Origin of the sequence: Pandoraea sp. LA3, assembly GCF_022696215.1 — a bacterium.
In the GTDB taxonomy this organism is placed as follows: domain Bacteria; phylum Pseudomonadota; class Gammaproteobacteria; order Burkholderiales; family Burkholderiaceae; genus Pandoraea; species Pandoraea capi.
Genome location: NZ_PTPY01000012.1, coordinates 1 through 16,048, shown reverse-complemented (window position 1 = coordinate 16,048; position 16,048 = coordinate 1). Strand labels below are relative to the sequence as shown.

Annotated in this window: 14 protein-coding genes and 1 pseudogene; 7 read left to right on the top strand and 8 right to left on the bottom strand. The window is 64.2% G+C overall.

The window, feature by feature from the left end:
• Nucleotides 1-247 precede the first annotated feature (247 nt).
• The 4 genes from C5N93_RS00465 to C5N93_RS00450 all read left to right on the top strand — a co-directional run bounded on the left by C5N93_RS00465 (nucleotide 248) and on the right by C5N93_RS00450 (nucleotide 5,454).
• A complete protein-coding gene (locus C5N93_RS00465; protein ID WP_242557877.1) occupies nucleotides 248-967 on the top strand; it encodes a polysaccharide biosynthesis/export family protein in 720 nt (239 codons plus the stop codon).
• A 147-nt stretch (nucleotides 968-1,114) separates the two neighbouring features.
• Nucleotides 1,115-2,431, top strand: a complete 1,317-nt coding sequence (locus C5N93_RS00460) for a hypothetical protein (protein WP_242557876.1) — start codon at nucleotides 1,115-1,117, stop codon at nucleotides 2,429-2,431.
• Complete coding sequence (locus C5N93_RS00455) at nucleotides 2,388-4,091, top strand: glycoside hydrolase family 44 protein (protein WP_242557875.1); 1,704 nt, start codon at nucleotides 2,388-2,390, stop codon at nucleotides 4,089-4,091. The genes C5N93_RS00460 and C5N93_RS00455 overlap by 44 nt, the downstream gene beginning before the upstream one ends.
• Before the next feature lies 1 nt (nucleotide 4,092).
• Nucleotides 4,093-5,454: an oligosaccharide flippase family protein gene (locus tag C5N93_RS00450; RefSeq protein WP_242557874.1), complete on the top strand. Its 1,362-nt coding sequence runs from the start codon at nucleotides 4,093-4,095 to the stop codon at nucleotides 5,452-5,454.
• Between the two features lie 116 nt (nucleotides 5,455-5,570).
• On the opposite strand, the gene C5N93_RS00445 is transcribed toward C5N93_RS00450, so the two are convergent.
• Entirely contained in the window at nucleotides 5,571-6,500 is a 930-nt protein-coding gene (locus C5N93_RS00445) for an NAD(P)-dependent oxidoreductase (RefSeq protein WP_242557873.1), read from the bottom strand.
• Between the two features lie 13 nt (nucleotides 6,501-6,513).
• Nucleotides 6,514-8,241, bottom strand: a complete 1,728-nt coding sequence (locus C5N93_RS00440) for a GMC family oxidoreductase (RefSeq protein WP_242557872.1) — start codon at nucleotides 8,239-8,241, stop codon at nucleotides 6,514-6,516.
• A gap of 183 nt (nucleotides 8,242-8,424) precedes the next feature.
• Here C5N93_RS00440 and C5N93_RS00435 point away from each other — a divergent pair, with 183 nt between their 5' ends.
• Entirely contained in the window at nucleotides 8,425-9,240 is an 816-nt protein-coding gene (locus tag C5N93_RS00435; RefSeq protein WP_242557871.1) for a WecB/TagA/CpsF family glycosyltransferase, read from the top strand.
• Between the two features lie 105 nt (nucleotides 9,241-9,345).
• On the opposite strand, the gene C5N93_RS00430 is transcribed toward C5N93_RS00435, so the two are convergent.
• Together C5N93_RS00430 and C5N93_RS00425 are read right to left on the bottom strand one after the other, a co-directional pair.
• A complete protein-coding gene (locus C5N93_RS00430) occupies nucleotides 9,346-10,761 on the bottom strand; it encodes an undecaprenyl-phosphate glucose phosphotransferase (protein WP_242557870.1) in 1,416 nt (471 codons plus the stop codon).
• A 335-nt stretch (nucleotides 10,762-11,096) separates the two neighbouring features.
• Entirely contained in the window at nucleotides 11,097-11,597 is a 501-nt protein-coding gene (locus C5N93_RS00425; protein ID WP_242557869.1) for a glycine zipper 2TM domain-containing protein, read from the bottom strand.
• A gap of 485 nt (nucleotides 11,598-12,082) precedes the next feature.
• Between C5N93_RS00425 and C5N93_RS00420 the strand changes: the two genes are divergently transcribed.
• Complete coding sequence (locus tag C5N93_RS00420) at nucleotides 12,083-13,561, top strand: MFS transporter (RefSeq protein ID WP_242557868.1); 1,479 nt, start codon at nucleotides 12,083-12,085, stop codon at nucleotides 13,559-13,561.
• Nucleotides 13,562-13,707: 146 nt separating this feature from the next.
• On the opposite strand, the gene C5N93_RS00415 is transcribed toward C5N93_RS00420, so the two are convergent.
• Nucleotides 13,708-14,184, bottom strand: coding sequence for a CBS domain-containing protein (locus tag C5N93_RS00415; RefSeq protein ID WP_242557867.1), 477 nt, complete (start codon nucleotides 14,182-14,184; stop codon nucleotides 13,708-13,710).
• 584 nt (nucleotides 14,185-14,768) lie between these two features.
• Here C5N93_RS00415 and infA point away from each other — a divergent pair.
• On the top strand, nucleotides 14,769-14,990 hold the full coding sequence (gene infA / locus C5N93_RS00410) for a translation initiation factor IF-1 (protein ID WP_039393473.1): 222 nt from the start codon (nucleotides 14,769-14,771) through the stop codon (nucleotides 14,988-14,990).
• Between the two features lie 28 nt (nucleotides 14,991-15,018).
• Here the strand turns inward: infA and C5N93_RS00405 are convergent, their stop codons facing one another.
• From C5N93_RS00405 to C5N93_RS00395, 3 genes and pseudogenes are all read right to left on the bottom strand, one after another.
• Nucleotides 15,019-15,390 (bottom strand): GNAT family N-acetyltransferase, encoded by a 372-nt coding sequence (locus C5N93_RS00405; RefSeq protein WP_242557866.1) that lies wholly within the window; start codon nucleotides 15,388-15,390, stop codon nucleotides 15,019-15,021.
• A gap of 110 nt (nucleotides 15,391-15,500) precedes the next feature.
• Nucleotides 15,501-15,797, bottom strand: a complete 297-nt coding sequence (locus tag C5N93_RS00400; RefSeq protein ID WP_242557865.1) for an acylphosphatase — start codon at nucleotides 15,795-15,797, stop codon at nucleotides 15,501-15,503.
• A 4-nt stretch (nucleotides 15,798-15,801) separates the two neighbouring features.
• Nucleotides 15,802-16,048 (bottom strand): annotated as a pseudogene (locus C5N93_RS00395) (metallophosphoesterase); the annotation flags it as partial.

The following is a 16,048-nucleotide window of genomic DNA, read 5'->3' as shown; positions in this document are numbered from 1 at the left end:
CGCGGCGTGCCGGTCAGGCCTTGTTCGAGTCGTAATTGCCATAGGGATGCAAGAAGCGGAAAGGTTGCCCGGCCATTGTTGATGGTTTCAAGGCGCATATCTTACGCAAGAAAGTCCCCGGAAAGTCCCCCTAAATCCGGCATTATCCTAAATCCGACGCTGATTTATCGTGCTTGGCGAGACGACAGAAGTGCACTAGAGTACGGTCCAAACTGTGCAACCACCCCGGCCTCGTGCCATCTGTCCCATGAACATGCTCCGCCCGGCCTGCGTACTGGCGCTGATGACGCTGACGGCCTGCACCCATACCTGGGTCGACACCAAATACCAGCAAACCGACCGCTTTGCGACGTGGGTCGACTCGACGACACCTTCGCCGTACCGACTGTTGGCTGGCGACGACATTTCCGTCGTGCTGCCGTTCAACATCGAGCTCAACTACAAGGGCCGCGTCGCACCTGACGGCACCGTGGCCATGCCGTTTGCCGGCAATCTTCCGGCAGCCGGCCAGACGCTCGCGCAGTTCGGCGATACGGTCAACCGCGCGCTCGCGGCCAATCACATGACCGCGAACGCGATGGCCATGGTCGCCGTGACGCAGACCGCCGCACACGTGTTCGTCGGCGGTGAAGTCGGCAAGCCCGGCGAACTCGCACTCACGCCCGGCATGAGCGTGATGCAGGCGATCATCACCGCCCAGGGCCTGCTCGATACCGCACGGACCGGCGAAATCGTGCTGATTCGCCGCAGCCCGGACGGCCGTCCGATGTTGCGCACGATCGACGTCAAGGCGCTCACGCAGCAGGGCGATCCGGCGCAGGACATCGTTCTGCAATCGAACGACACGATCTTCGTGCCGAAGTCGGCGATCGCGGAAGTGGACCTGTGGGTCGACCAGTACATCAACAAGGGGCTGCCGTTCAACAAGAACGTCAACTACGACATCAACGGCGCTCGCAGCTTCTGATCGTCCGGTGCCGGGCGTCGCGAGCGATTCGCGACACCCGGCGTCATCTCGGTCGATCCCGGCGATTTCGCCGTCGGCCAGGCAAATCGTGCAAGTCTAACCACCGAATTCAACCGCTTCGTGACAGCCGCGCAGCCACCTCTCGACATGGATACCCGCCCCGGTAACCCGACCGATGCGACGCACGGGACGCCAGTCCCGGACGACCTGCCGGCCGTGTTCGCGGGCGGCCTGCCGCGCACCTTCGTCGTCGGGTGCCTGGTGGTGCTTCTGCCGCTCTTCGGGCAGACGTTCCACTACATCGCGACGCTGTACCCGTTGTGGGCGCTCTCGAAGGCGTTCCCGATACTGACGCTGCCACTGGTGCTGCGTCTGGGCAGCCAGCCGCGCTTCCCGCTGACGCGACAGGTGCTGCTGAGCTTTGCATGGCTGGTGCTGGTGCCGAGCTTCGCCGCCGTCATCTACTTCAACGAGAGTTTTTTCACCAGTGTGACAGCGCAGGTGAAACTGCTGCCGATTCTGTATTTCTTTTCCTTTCTGGCACTGCTCCTGATGCTCAAGCCCACGTTGCAGGAGCTGGGGCGCAGTTTCGTGATTCTCGGCGCGGTCATCGTGGGCGCGTTGATTCTCATGTGGCTGCTGGTGCCCGCCGACTGGTACAAGGAAACCTACGTCTTCGGACAGGCGCCGTTCTTCACCAGCGACAGTCGCGGACACCGTATCCGCATGTCGATGTACTTCCCGTTCATCCTGCTGTTCTTCTGCTACCGCCGCGCGTTCTTCGAGCGTAACGTCGGTTATCTCATCAGCGTACTGATCGGGCTGGCGGTCGCGTTGCTGATCGTGAAGTCGCGTGCGCTGGCGATCGGCATCATGGGCGTTCTGGTCATCAATACGTTCGTCTGGGCGCGTCCGCGTGCGCGCATCGGCCTCATGCTCGTGGCGCCCATCGTGCTGGTCGGGGTGTTTTCGATGGGGTATCTGGCGACCATCTTCAGCGCGAATTCCGAAACCGGCTTCGACACGCGCCGTATCTCGGCGCTGCTCGCGACGCGCTTTCTCGGCAATGACTCACTGCGCTGGCTGTTCGGCGTGGGCACGATCAGTCCCGCGAGCGGCGACACGCTGACCACCTATTTCCACCACTTCTTCTTCCTTGCCGACATTACGTGGCTGGGGATCGTGTTCGAGTACGGCCTGCTCGGTGCGCTCGTCATTCTGTGTTTTCAGTTGCGCGGCCTGTTTTTCTACCGGCGCCTGCGCGCGGAAGTCGAAGACGATTTCCTCGGCGCGCTGTACGACTATCTGGTCTTCGTGCTGCTGGTCTCGTTCTTCTATCCGCCAACGCTTGCGCCAGGCGAAACGGCGGTCATTCTGGCGATCTTCGTCTACATCTGGCGAGAAGGCGGATTCGATCATCGTGCTGTCCCCCGGAGTCTTCATGCGCGTGTTGCCGCGCCGTAGTGCGCGTATTGGGCGAATCGGATTTGCCCGACTGATTCAATTCGTGGGTGCGGCTGTGCTGCTGTCGTCTGCGGCCTGTACCAAGGCCACGCCGGGCGGGCCGTTGCCGGTCTCGATCGCGGTGGATGCGGCGGCGAACCGCCATCCGATCAATCCGTTGATCTACGGCGTCAATTTCGGCACGACGGCGATGTTGCAGGATCTGCGTGCGCCGCTGAACCGTTCGGGCGGCAACAGCGCATCGGCCTACAACTGGCGGCTCGACGCGCGTAACGCCGGTCGCGACTGGTATTACGAGAGTCTTCCGGTGAATCCGACGGACATCAACGACCAGTTCGGCGACCGTTTCGTCGCATTGACGCAGGCCGCCGGCGCGCAGCCGATCATCACCATCTCCATGCTCGGCCGCGTGGCTACGCTCTCGCGTTCGCGCGACCGGCTCGCGAGCTATTCCATCATCAAGTACGGTCCGCAGCAGAACCACGACGTGGACGGCATGACCGACGCCGGTAACGGCATTCTGCGCGACGGCACGCCCGTGGTGAACGATCCGGACGACGCCACCGTGCCCGACGATCCCGCGAGCCAGCAGGCGCGTGTGAGCGCGCTGGTGCAGCAGTTCGGTCCGGCCAACGCGGGCGGCGTGAAGTACTACGCGATGGATAACGAGCCGAGTCTGTGGCAGTTGATCCACAACAACTCGCACCCCACGGGGGCGCACGCCAGCGAGATCGCCGCCAAGGTGATCGCCTATTCGCGTGCGGTGAAGGCGGCTGATCCGCATGCCAAGGTGCTCGCGCCTGAAGAGTGGGGCTGGAACGGCTATCTGTACAGCGGCTTCGATCAGCAGTATTCGGTCACGCATGGTTACGCGCAGGCGCCCGACCGGCTGAAAGAAACCGGCGGCATGTCGTACATTCCCTGGCTGCTCACGCAGTGGAAGAAGGCCGGTCGTCCGGTCGACATCTTCAGCCTGCACTTTTATCCGCAGAGCAAAGAGTACGAAGAACCGGCGGACGGCAACTCGACGGCCATTGCGCTGATGCGCAACCGCTCGACACGCAATCTGTGGGACCCGAATTACAAGGATCCGACGTGGATCAACAGCGTGGTCGCGTTGATTCCGATGATGCGTCAGTGGGTCGACACGTATTACTACCCCGGCACGCCCATCGCGCTCACCGAATACAACTGGGGCGCGGACACGCGCATGAACGGCGCGACGGCGCAGGCCGACATTCTCGGCATCTTCGGCCGCGAGCGGCTGGACATGGCCACGCGCTGGGGCACGCTCGATCCGTCGATGCCGGTCTACAAGGCGATCAAGCTGTATCGCAATTACGACGATAAAGGCGGCGAATTCGGCTCGACGAGCGTGTCGGCTACGGTGCCCGATCCGGATACCGTGTCGGCCTTCGCGGCGCTGCGCGCGAAGGATGGCGCGATGACCATCGTCGTCGTCAACAAGCAACTCGATCGCGCGGCGCAGGCCACGGTCTCGGTCGCCAACTTTGCGGCGGCAGGCACGAGCGAGGTCTGGCAACTGGTGGACAACAAGCTCGCGCGTGCGCCGGATGCCGAGGTTTCCGGCGGCGAATTGCACGCCGATCTGCCGCCGCAGAGCATCATGCTCTTCGTGCTGCGAAAGGCGGTGAATTGAGATGAACCGGACGTCGTCGCCATCGCCGTCACCGACACCTGCGTCGGGCAAGTCCGGCGCTTCGATGATTCGCGGCAGCGTGATCAGTCTCGGGGTCCGCCTGCTGGATCTGCCGAGTCGCTACGGTTTTCACCTGCTGATCGCGGCGGCGCTGGGCGTCGTCGAGACCGGGAATTTCTACATCGTCTTCAGCACGATGGTGGCGCTCGCCGGGTTCGGACGCCTCGGCATCGATCAGGCGCTGACGCGTCAGTTGGCGATGGATGTCGCCGCCGGTGACGCCGCCGCCGTCAGGCCGACGATTCGCCGGGCGCTGGGGCATGTCTTTCTGGCGTCGGCCGCGGTGTCGATTCTGCTCGCAGGCGGGGCGGCGCTCTTTGCCAACGACATCCTCAAGAAGCCCGAACTGGTGGTGCCGCTCATGCTCGGTGCGCTGTCGTTCGTCCCGCAAAACATGGGGGCGGCCATTGCCGGTGCGCTCGCCGGATTGCAGCGCGTGGGCTTCAGCCAGATGATCTACTCGTGGCTGTGGCCCGCGATTTTCTGTGTGGCGGCGATTCCGCTGGTGACGACGGGCAAATTGACGGTGGCCAACACGCTGGTCCTCACGGCGGCGAGCTTTACCGTCGCGGCGATCGTGGGGGCGGTGTTGCTGCGGCGATTCCTGCGCGAGGTGCCGGCCGGCGAGCCGCACGGGGCGGTCCCCGGCTTGCTCAAGCCCGGCCTCTCGCTGTTCACGCTCGAACTCACCAAGCTGCTGATTACGTCGGCGCCGGCGATTGTGCTGGGCATCGTCGCGTCGTCGCGCGAGACAGGCCTGTTCGCGCTGGCATGGCGTCTGGCGCTCGTCGTCAACATTCTGATCAGCGGTGTGACGGGCATGGCCGCGCCGCGATTCGCCAGCCTTTATGCGCGTCAGGATCTGCCGGGGCTGGAGCGCAGTGCGGCGCAAGCCATCGGGCTGGTGCTGTGCCTGGCGTTGCCCGTGACGCTGGGCATGCTGCTCGTGCCGCACTTCCTGCTGAGCCTGTTCGGTCACGGATTCGACGACGGCGCGAGCGCCTTACGCGTGCTGGCGCTCGGGCAGATCGCGGCGGCCTGTTTCACGGCGATGCCGGAACTGCTCGGCATGACGGCGCACACGCGTGCGCTCATGCGCATCAACGTGGTGTCGGTCGTGGTGCTGCTGCTGGGGCTCGCGGTGCTCACGCCGATGGGCGGCAGTGTGGGCGCGTCGGTGGCGGCGTCGCTGGCGATTGCCGTGAACGGTGCGGCCGCCGCGTGGGCAGCTCGCCGCTTGCTCGGCGTGTCGCCGTTCGCCACGCTGTGGCACTGGACGGTGGGGCGGCTGACGCGGCGTTAAGTCGCGGATGCGCTGATTGATGAGTTGATTGATGCGCTGAGACGCTGAGGCGTACCGTCAGCGGCATCACCGTGGGGGCAGGCGGGTCGGCATCGCACCCCGCCCGTCGCCATCGGTCAGGCGCGTGCGGCCTCCGCTTTGACGGCTTCGCGCCACGGTGTCCATGTCACACCGAAGGCCTGTTCGGCGCGGCGCGCATCGAGACAGATGTCCTGCTGCCACAGGCGCGCGAGCGACGGCGGCAACGGCGGCGGCAATCCCTTCACACCGACCTTGCGTCCCAGAATCTCGGCAATCTTGAGCGCGGGCGCCACGAGTTTCGTCTCGATCTTCAGACGTCGTCCACCGATGCGCTTCACCGGCGTTGCCCCCAGCGCCATGGCATACGCCACGAAGTAATCGTTCCAGCGCGGGGCGTCGGTCATGGCGAGGTTGTAGGCCTGCCCGCCCGCTTCGGGGCGGCGCAACGCACTCATGACGACCTTCACGACATCGTCCACATGCACGAGGTTGCTGTGCGCGTCACCCGCTGCGCCGAGGTCGCCGAGACGCCCTGCGCGCAGCAGTTCGGCAATGCGTTCCGACCATTGCGGGCTGCCACCGCCGTAGACGCATCCGGGGCGCAGCAGCGAGACCGTCCGCAGTCCGGCGAGCAATGTCTCGGCTTCCACCTTCGCCATGCCGTAAGGGCTTGCGCCTTCGAGTGCGGCGGATTCGTCGATGTGGCCTTCGGCCGTGCCGTACACGGCCATCGAGCTGAAGTAGACGACGGGCATGGGCTTGCCGACGGCGTCGAGCGCCTCGCGCAGTGCGCGGGCATTGGCGACGATGGTCTCGGGCGAGCCCGCGACGCAGTTCACCAGCGCGTCGACGTCGGCCAGTGCGGCGCCTAGCGAGGTGGCGGAGAGCGCATCGACGGCGCGCATGCCGGCGTCGGCACGACGCGAAGCCGCGACGGGTTCGGCCCATGCGCTGGCGGCAAGGGCGTTGACGACATGGCGGCCGATGAAGCCGGTCGCGCCGGTGACAAGAATGCGAGCTTTCATAAGGCGGACGGGGTCACGTAGGAGTCGAAGAAGTCTGGAGGGCGGATGTGGCCGATGTCGCGGGCGAGGGCAGTGCACTCACGTTCGCCCGCCCCTGCAAATGGTCGGCAAGGCGCAGCGCCAGCGCGACGAGGCTCAATGTGGGGTTCGCCTGGCCCGACGTCGGAAAGACCGCAGCGCCTGCAACGAACACGTTGTCGGTCTCATGCAGGCGTCCATCCGCGTTGACCACGCTGGTGCGCGGATCGTCACCCATGCGCGCCGTGCCGATATGATGGCCGCCATAGGCGCCGTAGCGTGTCATTTCGGCTTCCACTTCGGCAGGGTCGTACGAGAAGCGGCCGACGCCGGTGCGCTCGATTTCCTGCGCCAGCGCGGCCAGGGCGCGCGTCACGGTGGCGACGTCCTGCGACGTGTAGCGCCAGTCGATGTGGATGCGTCGCATGCCGAGTGCATCGCGCTCGTCGCCCAACGTTACGCGACTGTTTTCGTAGGGCACCTGCTCGGCGTGAAAGTCCAGACTGAAGCGCAGGTTGGCCGGGCGCACGATGACCGATGGAAACTTGCGTGTGGCGAGCGTGCGATGCATCGCCCAGTGCGTGAGGAAGCGCACGGTGTTGGGCACGTCCGTGATCACGTTGCGGGCGTGCGCGAGCCAGTTGCCGATGCCGCCGGGCGCGTCGCCATACAGCCGTTTGGCGTATTCGTACGGCACGATCGGACGCGCGAGATACAGCGCCGAGAGAATGCCGTTGCCGTGACCGGCATCCGGAATGCGCGGGTGATGCAGGCGCGCGATGAAGTTGCCGGCATGCAACGCGTGCTGTGCCGGCGCACGCAACGCCAGTCGTCGACGGCAGTAGATCCCTTCGTCCGAGATATCGTAGCCATGCCAGACGGACGTCGCACCCGACAGATCCATCGTGCCGATGGTCCCCGCCAGATGGCTCATGTAGTAGCGGCCCACGACGTCATGCGCATTGCCCAGCCCGCGACCGCTCGCGCCGGGGCTGTTGAGCAGCAGGCGCGGCACTTCGAGGCCGCCGGTCGCGAGCACGTAAGCGCGTGCGGCGACGGTGAACGGCTTGCCGTCGAGCGTCTTGACCTGCGCGGGGCCGACGAGTCGTGTCTGGCCGTCCTGCATCGGCAGATGGCAGAGGTTCGCATGCTGAATGACCCGGACCCGGCCTTTGGCGAGACGGGCGCGATAACGACTGCCGAAATCCGTCGGACAACTAAACCTCTCCAGCGTGTTCGTCGAGAATACATCGCTGTCGAAGCCGCCGATCATCGGGCGCGACGGGTTCGACGCACGCGGGAACGCCTGGTCGGCGGTGTAAGCGAATTCACCCGCTTCGCACAAGGCATTGGCCTGCCCGTACCACGGCATCAGATCGTCGAGTCCGATGGGCCAGCCGCTGTGCGGCACGTAGTCGCGGGCTTCGAAGTCGATGGCGTCGAGCGGCATGCAGCGCCCGCCCCACAAGGTGGTCGATCCTCCGAAGCGGCGCACGCGGTAGCTGTCGGCAGGGGGATGCAGGCGCGCGTCTTCGACGGTGCCGGTGTAGAGCTGCTGCACGGCAGGCTCGGGCGTGTCGGCGCCACTTTCGAGCAGCACCACGTCGAGCCCGCTGGCTTCGAGTGAGAGCGCCAGCGTGATGCCGGCCGCACCCGCACCCGCAATGCACAGATCCGCTTGCAGTTGCGAGCCGGAAGGAATGTCGTGAGCGTCGAGGATCATTGGTCGCGATATTTTTCTTCGGGTTGTCGTCGTGAAATACGCGACATCTCATCAAAAGTGTCACTGACGCAGCGCAGACGCGCTGCTACTATCGTGCCTGCCATTGAACGTCGCCGGTACTGCTGGACGATGGGCGCATGCGGGAAACGCTGGATTCGCCGGATAAGGGGAACACGATAGGTCATGAGCCGTGACACTGAATTGAAAACTGCGCCACACGCTAATGCTCGCGAAATCTTCGAGCCCAATGTCGCGCTGTTTGGCCTGAACATCGCCGCCGTGCCGTTCGAGCAGGCGGTGGACGTGCTCACGCATGCCGCTGCGCTTCGCGACGGACGCTCGCGCATCGTGGTGACGCCCAACGTCGACCACATCGTGCGGCTCGACGTACTGCCCGAATTCAAGCAGGAGTACCGCAAGGCCGATTTCCTCTTCGCTGACGGCATGCCCATCATCTGGGCGAGTCGGCTTTTCGGCAGACCGTTGCCGGGGCGCGTGACCGGCGCTGACCTGTTGCCCGCGTTGTGCGACCGGGCGCGCGCGTCGGGACGTCGTGCAGTCTTCGTGGGCGGCCGCCCCGGGCAGGAAGCGCAATTGACGGCCGGGCTGTCGCAGCGTTTCCCGGGGCTCGATTTCACGCTGATGATTCCGTCGATGACGTTCGATCCGACCGGTCCCGAGGGGCAGGACATCGCGCAACGCGTTCGCGACGCGGCGCCCGATCTCATCTTCGTGTGTCTGGGCATGCCCAAGCAGGAACGCTGGGCCATGGCGTATGCGCCGACCATGCCCGGCGGCGTGATGCTCTGCGTGGGCGCGGCCATCGAGTTCGCCGCGGGCATGCAAAAGCGTGCACCCAAGTGGATGCAGCGCACGGGGTGCGAGTGGATGTACCGCATCTTGCAGGACCCGGGTCGCATGTGGCGTCGTTACCTCGTCGAAGACCGGCGATTTATCGGCATCTGCTGGCGGCAGTGGCGCGCGCTTGGTCGCGAATGAGCGCCGTTGCACGTTGCTGGTAATCGCTTGCAATCGCTTGCAATTGCCGTCGCAGTTGTCGTGTCAGCGAATCTGATGCATTGAGAGACGCGCCGCGCCGTCGGTTCAGACGGCGTTGCGTCCCGTCACCATGACGGGAATCGTCTTGAGCAGAATCTTGATGTCGAGCCACAACGACCAGTGCGTAATGTAGTAACGGTCGTATTCCACGCGTCGCTGCATCTTGTCCGGCGTGTCGGTCTCCCCGCGCAGACCGTTGATCTGCGCCCATCCCGTAATCCCCGGCTTCACGCTGTGACGCAGCATGTAACCGGGAATCATGCGACGGTACATCTCATTGTGTTCTTCGGCGTGCGGGCGCGGACCGACGAGACTCATCGAACCTGCCAGCACATCGAACAATTGCGGCAGTTCGTCAAGCGACGTGCGGCGCAGGTGCTTGCCGATCGGCGTGATGCGGCTGTCGCCCGCGTGCGCCTGACGCAGGCCGCCCGTGGCCGCGGCGGCCGCGTCTTCCGGTTGAATCACGCGCATCGAACGAAACTTGTGGATGACGATCGGCTCGCCGCGCTCGCCATAGCGGCGCTGACGGAACAGGACCGGCCCCGGGGAGTCGAGACGCACCGCAACGGCGACCGCGATCATCACGGGGCTCAGCAACACGAGAATCGCCGCGGCACCGACGACATCGATACTGCGTTTGATCATGCGCAGCAGCCCCTGCACCGTGATGTCGTGCAGTGCGAGCAACGGCACGCCGGCGAGGTCGGTGCTCGTCATCGGCAGATCGCCGGGGAAGCGGAATTCGGGCAGCAGATAGATGGCGGCCGTCGAATCGTACAGACGTTGCACGATCTCGCCGGTGAGTTCCTTGTTGTCTTGTTGACCGATGGCGATGAAGACGATTTCGTATTCGTTCGCCTGAATGTGCGCCGCAGCGGCGTCGTAGCGGCCGAGATACGGGGGCAGCACTTCGCCGTCTTCAGGCGCGATGGGCGCGTCGTTGTAGTAGCCCGCGACTTGAATGCCGAGAATGGGCGAGCGTTGCAGACGCAGATTGAGCTTGCGTGCCTCGGGCCCGAGCCCGAAGAATGCCGCGCGACGTTGATTGCCGGGCGCATTGTTGATGCTATGGGCCATGCCGCGCAGCACCGCGAGTCCGATCATTTGCAGCGGCAGCGCCAGCAACACCCACTGGCCGACCATCATGCGCACGTCTTCCGTGCTTTCGTACGTCAGGAACAGCAGGACGATGGCGGTGACAAGCAGACGGCACCAGCGCATGGCGCCGCGTCCGAGCATCCAGCCAAGGTTCCGGGCGCTGGCGAGCAGATGAAAACGTGCGAAGACGATGAACGCCGTCGCCGCCAGTGCGCAGACGAGCGTCAGGCCGTATGGGGTATAGGGGTTGTGACCGTTGAGCCGCAGAACGGTAAAGAAGGCGCCCGCGTTGAGCACTGCGCTGAAGCCGCCGACCATCGCCATGAAGAGCCGATGGTGGTAAGTCGTCTGAGTCGACATGACGAGATTCGAAGGGTAGCGGTTACTGACGGACTCGGCAAAGTTCCGGAACGGCGGGGGCCCTCCGATGGTCGCACGATGTTTGTGCCGATTGTTACGCCGATTTTCGCGCGTATCTTAGCAGGTCAAATTCGCTTTGCGTATGACCGTGCATTGGCCGTCAATTATGGTTTGCCGCCGTCCCCCGGGCGTCCCCCCGGACATAATTCGTCGCGCGTGTTGTATCGGCAACAATAGAAAACGCCCGCCGGGAAATCCCGGCGGGCGTTCGATTTTGCCGACGAGCGGGATCGAGGTCCTGTTCGCCCTGGCTGATCCTGCCTTCGCTGACTCGCTCAGTACGGGTACACCGTATCGTTCGAGACCGCTGCACGCTGGCCTTGCTGCACGCGCAGCGGCGGCGCTTGCGTGACCGTGGCGACACGACCGTCGTCCAGACGCACCGTGATGCGGTAAAGCACGTTCGGCTCGCCCATGTTGTTCTCGATGCGATTGCCCGCAATACCGCCGATGGCCGCACCGGCGATGGTGGTGGCCGTGCGCCCGCGTCCGCCGCCCATCGTGTTGCCGAGCAGGCCGCCGGCGGCTGCGCCGAGCACCGTACCCAGAATGTTCGGGCTGTTATTCGGGCCGTTCAGTTGCTCGATCGACTGGACCGTGCCGTACAGCGCACCCTGCTGTTGCGGTGGTTGATAGCCTTGTTGATAGCCGGGCTGTTGATATCCCTGCTGGTAACCCTGCTGTTGGTATCCGTATTGCGGGCCGGGCGCCACGCAGCCGGCCAACATGACAGCGGCCAATGCCGCGCTGATTCCCGTAAGCGCTTTGATCTTCATTTTGGATCTTCCTCGTGAGCGTGAGGTGTTGATTCTTGGTGGTGTGCGCGGGTCGCCATCCGGCTTCGCTTGCGCACCATGTGGCACATCTATTGCGACCACGATGCGGAATGTAGGGTTCCGCAGAACTTCCTGCTGTAAGAAAAGGTAAGCGTCTGTTAAAGACTGTGCACGTCTGCTGATCCCCTCCGCGCGCGGCTTTGCCGGACCACGCATCGGATTTGAGGGATAACTCGATCATATTCCCGTCCGGTGAGACATGGGGTCATACTCTGCGATTGCTTAATCAGTGAGTGGGATTCGCTACAAATTTGGGAGTAATGCGAGAGATATTGGTGCTAGATCCCAAAAAATTGGCGTGCAGCGCGGGTTTCGTCTAAGCATATAACCAGAAAGCTCTTGGGTGGCGGCGGTACCAAGCGGTAACATCGCGACCTTTGGCGTTCGCTTTTTTCCTGCTTTCTCCCGTTTCCTAGCTTAGTCCCATGTCAGTCGACGTTTCCCTGTCTTCCGCGGTACCGGCCCAGACGAGTGCCGCGGCAACGCCCGCCGCGCGCACCGGTGGTCCCGCCGTCATTCGTTCCGCCGCCGATGTGGCGCAACTCGTCAACGAAGGCGGCGCGCGCGTATCGAACGCCCGCTGGATCGTGGCCATCGCCCTGGGCGGTGTGTTCCTCGATGCTTACGACCTCGGCGCACTCGCGTTCGGCCTCAAGGACGTCACCCGAGAGTTTCAACTGACGCCGGCAGGCACGGGCATGGTGGCGTCGGCCATCACGTTCGGCGCCATCGTCGGCGCGTTCCTCGGCGGATATTTCACCGATCGCATCGGCCGTTACCGCGTGTTCATGGCCGACATGCTGTGCTTCGTCATCGCGGCCATCGCTTGCGCACTGGCGCCGAACGAATACGTGCTCGCCGGTGCGCGCTTCGTGATGGGGCTGGGCGTCGGGATCGACCTGCCTGTGGCGATGGCCTTCCTCGCCGAGTTCTCGAAACTCAAGGGACGTGGCAACAAAGCGGCGCGGGTCGCGATGTGGTGCCCTACCTGGTACGCGGCGATATGCGGGTCCTATTTGCTCGTGTTGCTTTGCTATTCGCTGCTGCCGGCGTCGCATAGTGCGCTGCTCTGGCGCATCATCCTCGGCTTCGGCGCGATCCCCGCGCTGGCGATCATCGCCGTTCGTAGCCGTTATATGAGCGAATCGCCCGTGTGGGCCGCCAATCAGGGCGACCTCGACGCCGCCGCGAAGATTCTCAAGCGTTCCTACGGGATCGATGCCGTCGTGGCCAAGGACGCCCAGCGCGTGGTGGCCAAGCGTCCGGCGGCGTGGAGCAACTACGGCAAGCTGCTCAAGGGCGTGTATCTGCGTCGTACCACGCTCGCGACCATCATCGCCGTGGCCTCATCGTTCGCCTACAACGCGGTGGCGTTCGGCTTGCCGGTGATCATCGCCAGCTTCCTCGCGCAGTCGATGCTCACCACGATTCTGATGTCGCTCGCCCTCAATCTGCTGTTCGCCTTTACCGGCGGCCTGCTGGGGGTGCGTCTCGTGCCGAAGGTCGGGGCCTGGAAGCTGACGGTCGTGGGCTACGCGTTCCAACTGACGGCGCTCGTCGGTCTGGCGCTCGTGGGCAAACCGGACGGCGCGGTGCAGGTGGCATGGGCGCTCGGCTTCCTCGCGTTGTTCCTGCTGGGGCAGGGCTTCGGCCCGGGCGCGCACTCGATGACGTTCGCGTCGCTGAGCTACCCGACGTCGCTGCGCGGCGTGGGCGTCGGCTTCAACCAGACACTTATGCGCGCCAGCTCGACCGTTTCACTGTTCCTGTTCCCGGTGCTGGCCGCAGCACTGTCGACGAAGGTGTTCTGGGTGATCGCTGCCGCGCCCGCCATCGGTCTGCTCGCGCTGCTGGCGATCCGTTGGGAGCCGTCGAACTACGACGTCGACGCGGAAGATTTCTGACCGATGCCGTGATCGGCGGACGATTTAATCGTCCAATAGAACGCCACGACAGTACGAACGCTGTCGTGGCGTTTTTCTTTGCGCAGACGGGTGAGACGAACGCTCCCCGGGCGACGCAGTGGCAGGTTTGCGCAAGGGGCAGTCGATCAGCTGGGCCGCGAGGGTGTGCTTCCCACGAGCGCGGCCGAGCCTCCCATGATGTACGTCTCGAGTTGGTCGATGGTGAACTGTTGGTCCGAGATGATCGCCTTGACCAGATCGCCGATGGACAGCAGGCCGACGAGCTGGTCGTCCTTCATGACCGGCAAGTGACGAATGCGGTGCTCGGTCATCAGCGACATGCACTCTTCCAGGGTCTGCTCGGGGTGGACGTAGCGTACGGCGGAGGTCATCACGTCGCGAATCGGCGTGTTGACGGACGTGCGGCCCATCAGCGCGACCTTTCGCGCGTAATCGCGCTCGGTGAAGATGCCGACGATGGCGCGGTCGTCGTCGCTGACGAGCACCGCGCCGATGCGCGCTTCGGCCATCAGGGTCAGGGCATCGAGTACCGAATCGGACGGGCGCACTTTGTACACCGTGTCGACCGATTTGGACTTCAGGATCTGAGCGACTGTTTTCATGGTCATTCCTCCTGCGGGCTACGGGTACTTACAGCATAGATGAGTGCGCGTTGCGCGTCACATCGGCGTTCACCCCGAGTCAAACGCGTGTCTGGGCGTCGGCACAGGCCCCGCTGCGGCTCATTGATGCATTGCGCAACAAATAGACGACAAAAGCGTGCAAATGGGTCGGTGTGAGCCATTTTTTCTACACGGGCGACACAGAAAGGCGTATCCTTGCGGGATCGGCGAAAATTCGCCGATCATCGCCTGACGATCGCGAAATGCTTTATCGGCGCCGCTGACACCCTGTCCTGCGAGCCGGATCACTCGCTGTGCCGATGACGCAGACCGAACCGGTCTTCGCCCTCCCGACACGCACTGCTCGTCGTTGCGGCACTGCCGCAATGTGCCTTGCTCCTTCGAACCATCGCCGCTTTTCGGTGCACCGCACGCCTTCATGGCCGGTCCACCGGGTAGGCTCCTTTTGGCGTTCGATGTGCACCCCCGTCAGATTCCGGGTGCGGGGGCGGTATTGGCGAACGAACTTACAGTAACACCGGTGCTGCGCCCCTCGCGAGCGGCACCCTCAAGAGGACACGATATTGGCCAAGGAAGAACTGATCGAATTCAGCGGACACGTCTCGGATGTGCTGCCGGACAATCGCTTTCGCGTCACGCTCGAGAACGGCGTGGAAGTGGTGGCATATGCGAGCGGCCGCATGCAGAAGAACCGCATTCGCATTCTCGCGGGTGACCGCGTGACGCTGGAAATGTCGCCCTACGACCTGAGCAAGGGCCGCATCAACTACCGTCACAAGAATTAAGTCAGCGCTGGCGTTCGTCTGAACGTCATCAGATCTGGCATTTGCGCGCGAGCCGCTGCCCGTCCCGGGCATAGCCGTGGCGCGCATAGAAGCGATGTGCGGCGACCCGATGGTCGCTGCTCGTCACTTCGAACTTCTCACATCCCCGCTGGTTGAACCATGCGTGAGCGGCCGCCATCAGTGCGTGCCCGACGCCCGAACCCCGCACGTTCTCCTCGACCACCAGCGCAGTAATGCGTCCCAGCCGCCCCGCCCGATGGAACATGGTGAGCGCGTGCAATCCCATACATCCCACAATGTTTTCACTTTCGTCGAGCGCGACGAATGCGGCGTCATCGCCCTCTGCCGTCGACAGCGTGATATTGCGACGAACGATGTCGAGCGGCGTTTCGTAACCCAACTGGGCGAGCAGCGCGACGATGCGCGGTGCGTCGTCGAGCGTGGCGAGGCGTGGCGAGGCGTGTGCTGGGCTTGGTCGATGTCATGGAGTCAGCCGCCTGGGCGTTCGCGTCAGAGTTGTTCGAACCGGTCGAAGCGACGGCCGATGTACGCCACTTCGCTTTCGAAATCCGTTACGCGCGCACCCGGCGGGCCGTGGCGCATCCATTCCAGCATCTTGTCGACCTGATCAGGCGTGCCTTGCACCATCGCGAGGATGTCGCCCTCCGGCAGCGCCTGCACCCAGCCGCGAACACCGATGAGGTGCCCCTCGCGCACGGCCGCCTGACGGTAGCCCACGCCTTGAATCTTGCCGCGCAGACGCACGGACACGGTGTCCCGCGTTGGGCGGGTCGAGAGTGACTTCATCGCGTCATGCCTGCCCCGGCGTGCCCGGCACGAGCCGGATACGCGTGATTTCCGACGGCGCGCCGAAAAGATGCGGCGGGGCCCAGTCACCCGGGCCCCGGCGCACAGAGTTGGCCGGAGGGGCCCCCCGGTGGAGGCCGGGGACAACCGGCAGTTGCAGCGGGACGAAGTACAGCCACGGCCAGAATTGTCCGCCATGCGTGTGTCCGGACAATTGCAGGTCGAAGCCCGCCGCCTGTGCAGCCGGCGCG

What these genes read in the sequence shown, in the direction of transcription:
- C5N93_RS00465 (WP_242557877.1), top strand. Translation starts at nt 248, where the DNA reads ATGAACATGCTCCGCCCGGCCTGCGTACTGGCGCTGATGACGCTGACG.
- C5N93_RS00460 (WP_242557876.1), top strand. Translation starts at nt 1,115, where the DNA reads ATGGATACCCGCCCCGGTAACCCGACCGATGCGACGCACGGGACGCCA.
- C5N93_RS00450 (WP_242557874.1), top strand. Translation starts at nt 4,093, where the DNA reads ATGAACCGGACGTCGTCGCCATCGCCGTCACCGACACCTGCGTCGGGC.
- C5N93_RS00445 (WP_242557873.1), bottom strand. Translation starts at nt 6,500, where the DNA reads ATGAAAGCTCGCATTCTTGTCACCGGCGCGACCGGCTTCATCGGCCGC.
- C5N93_RS00440 (WP_242557872.1), bottom strand. Translation starts at nt 8,241, where the DNA reads ATGATCCTCGACGCTCACGACATTCCTTCCGGCTCGCAACTGCAAGCG.
- C5N93_RS00435 (WP_242557871.1), top strand. Translation starts at nt 8,425, where the DNA reads ATGAGCCGTGACACTGAATTGAAAACTGCGCCACACGCTAATGCTCGC.
- C5N93_RS00430 (WP_242557870.1), bottom strand. Translation starts at nt 10,761, where the DNA reads ATGTCGACTCAGACGACTTACCACCATCGGCTCTTCATGGCGATGGTC.
- C5N93_RS00425 (WP_242557869.1), bottom strand. Translation starts at nt 11,597, where the DNA reads ATGAAGATCAAAGCGCTTACGGGAATCAGCGCGGCATTGGCCGCTGTC.
- C5N93_RS00420 (WP_242557868.1), top strand. Translation starts at nt 12,083, where the DNA reads ATGTCAGTCGACGTTTCCCTGTCTTCCGCGGTACCGGCCCAGACGAGT.
- C5N93_RS00415 (WP_242557867.1), bottom strand. Translation starts at nt 14,184, where the DNA reads ATGAAAACAGTCGCTCAGATCCTGAAGTCCAAATCGGTCGACACGGTG.
- C5N93_RS00400 (WP_242557865.1), bottom strand. Translation starts at nt 15,797, where the DNA reads ATGAAGTCACTCTCGACCCGCCCAACGCGGGACACCGTGTCCGTGCGT.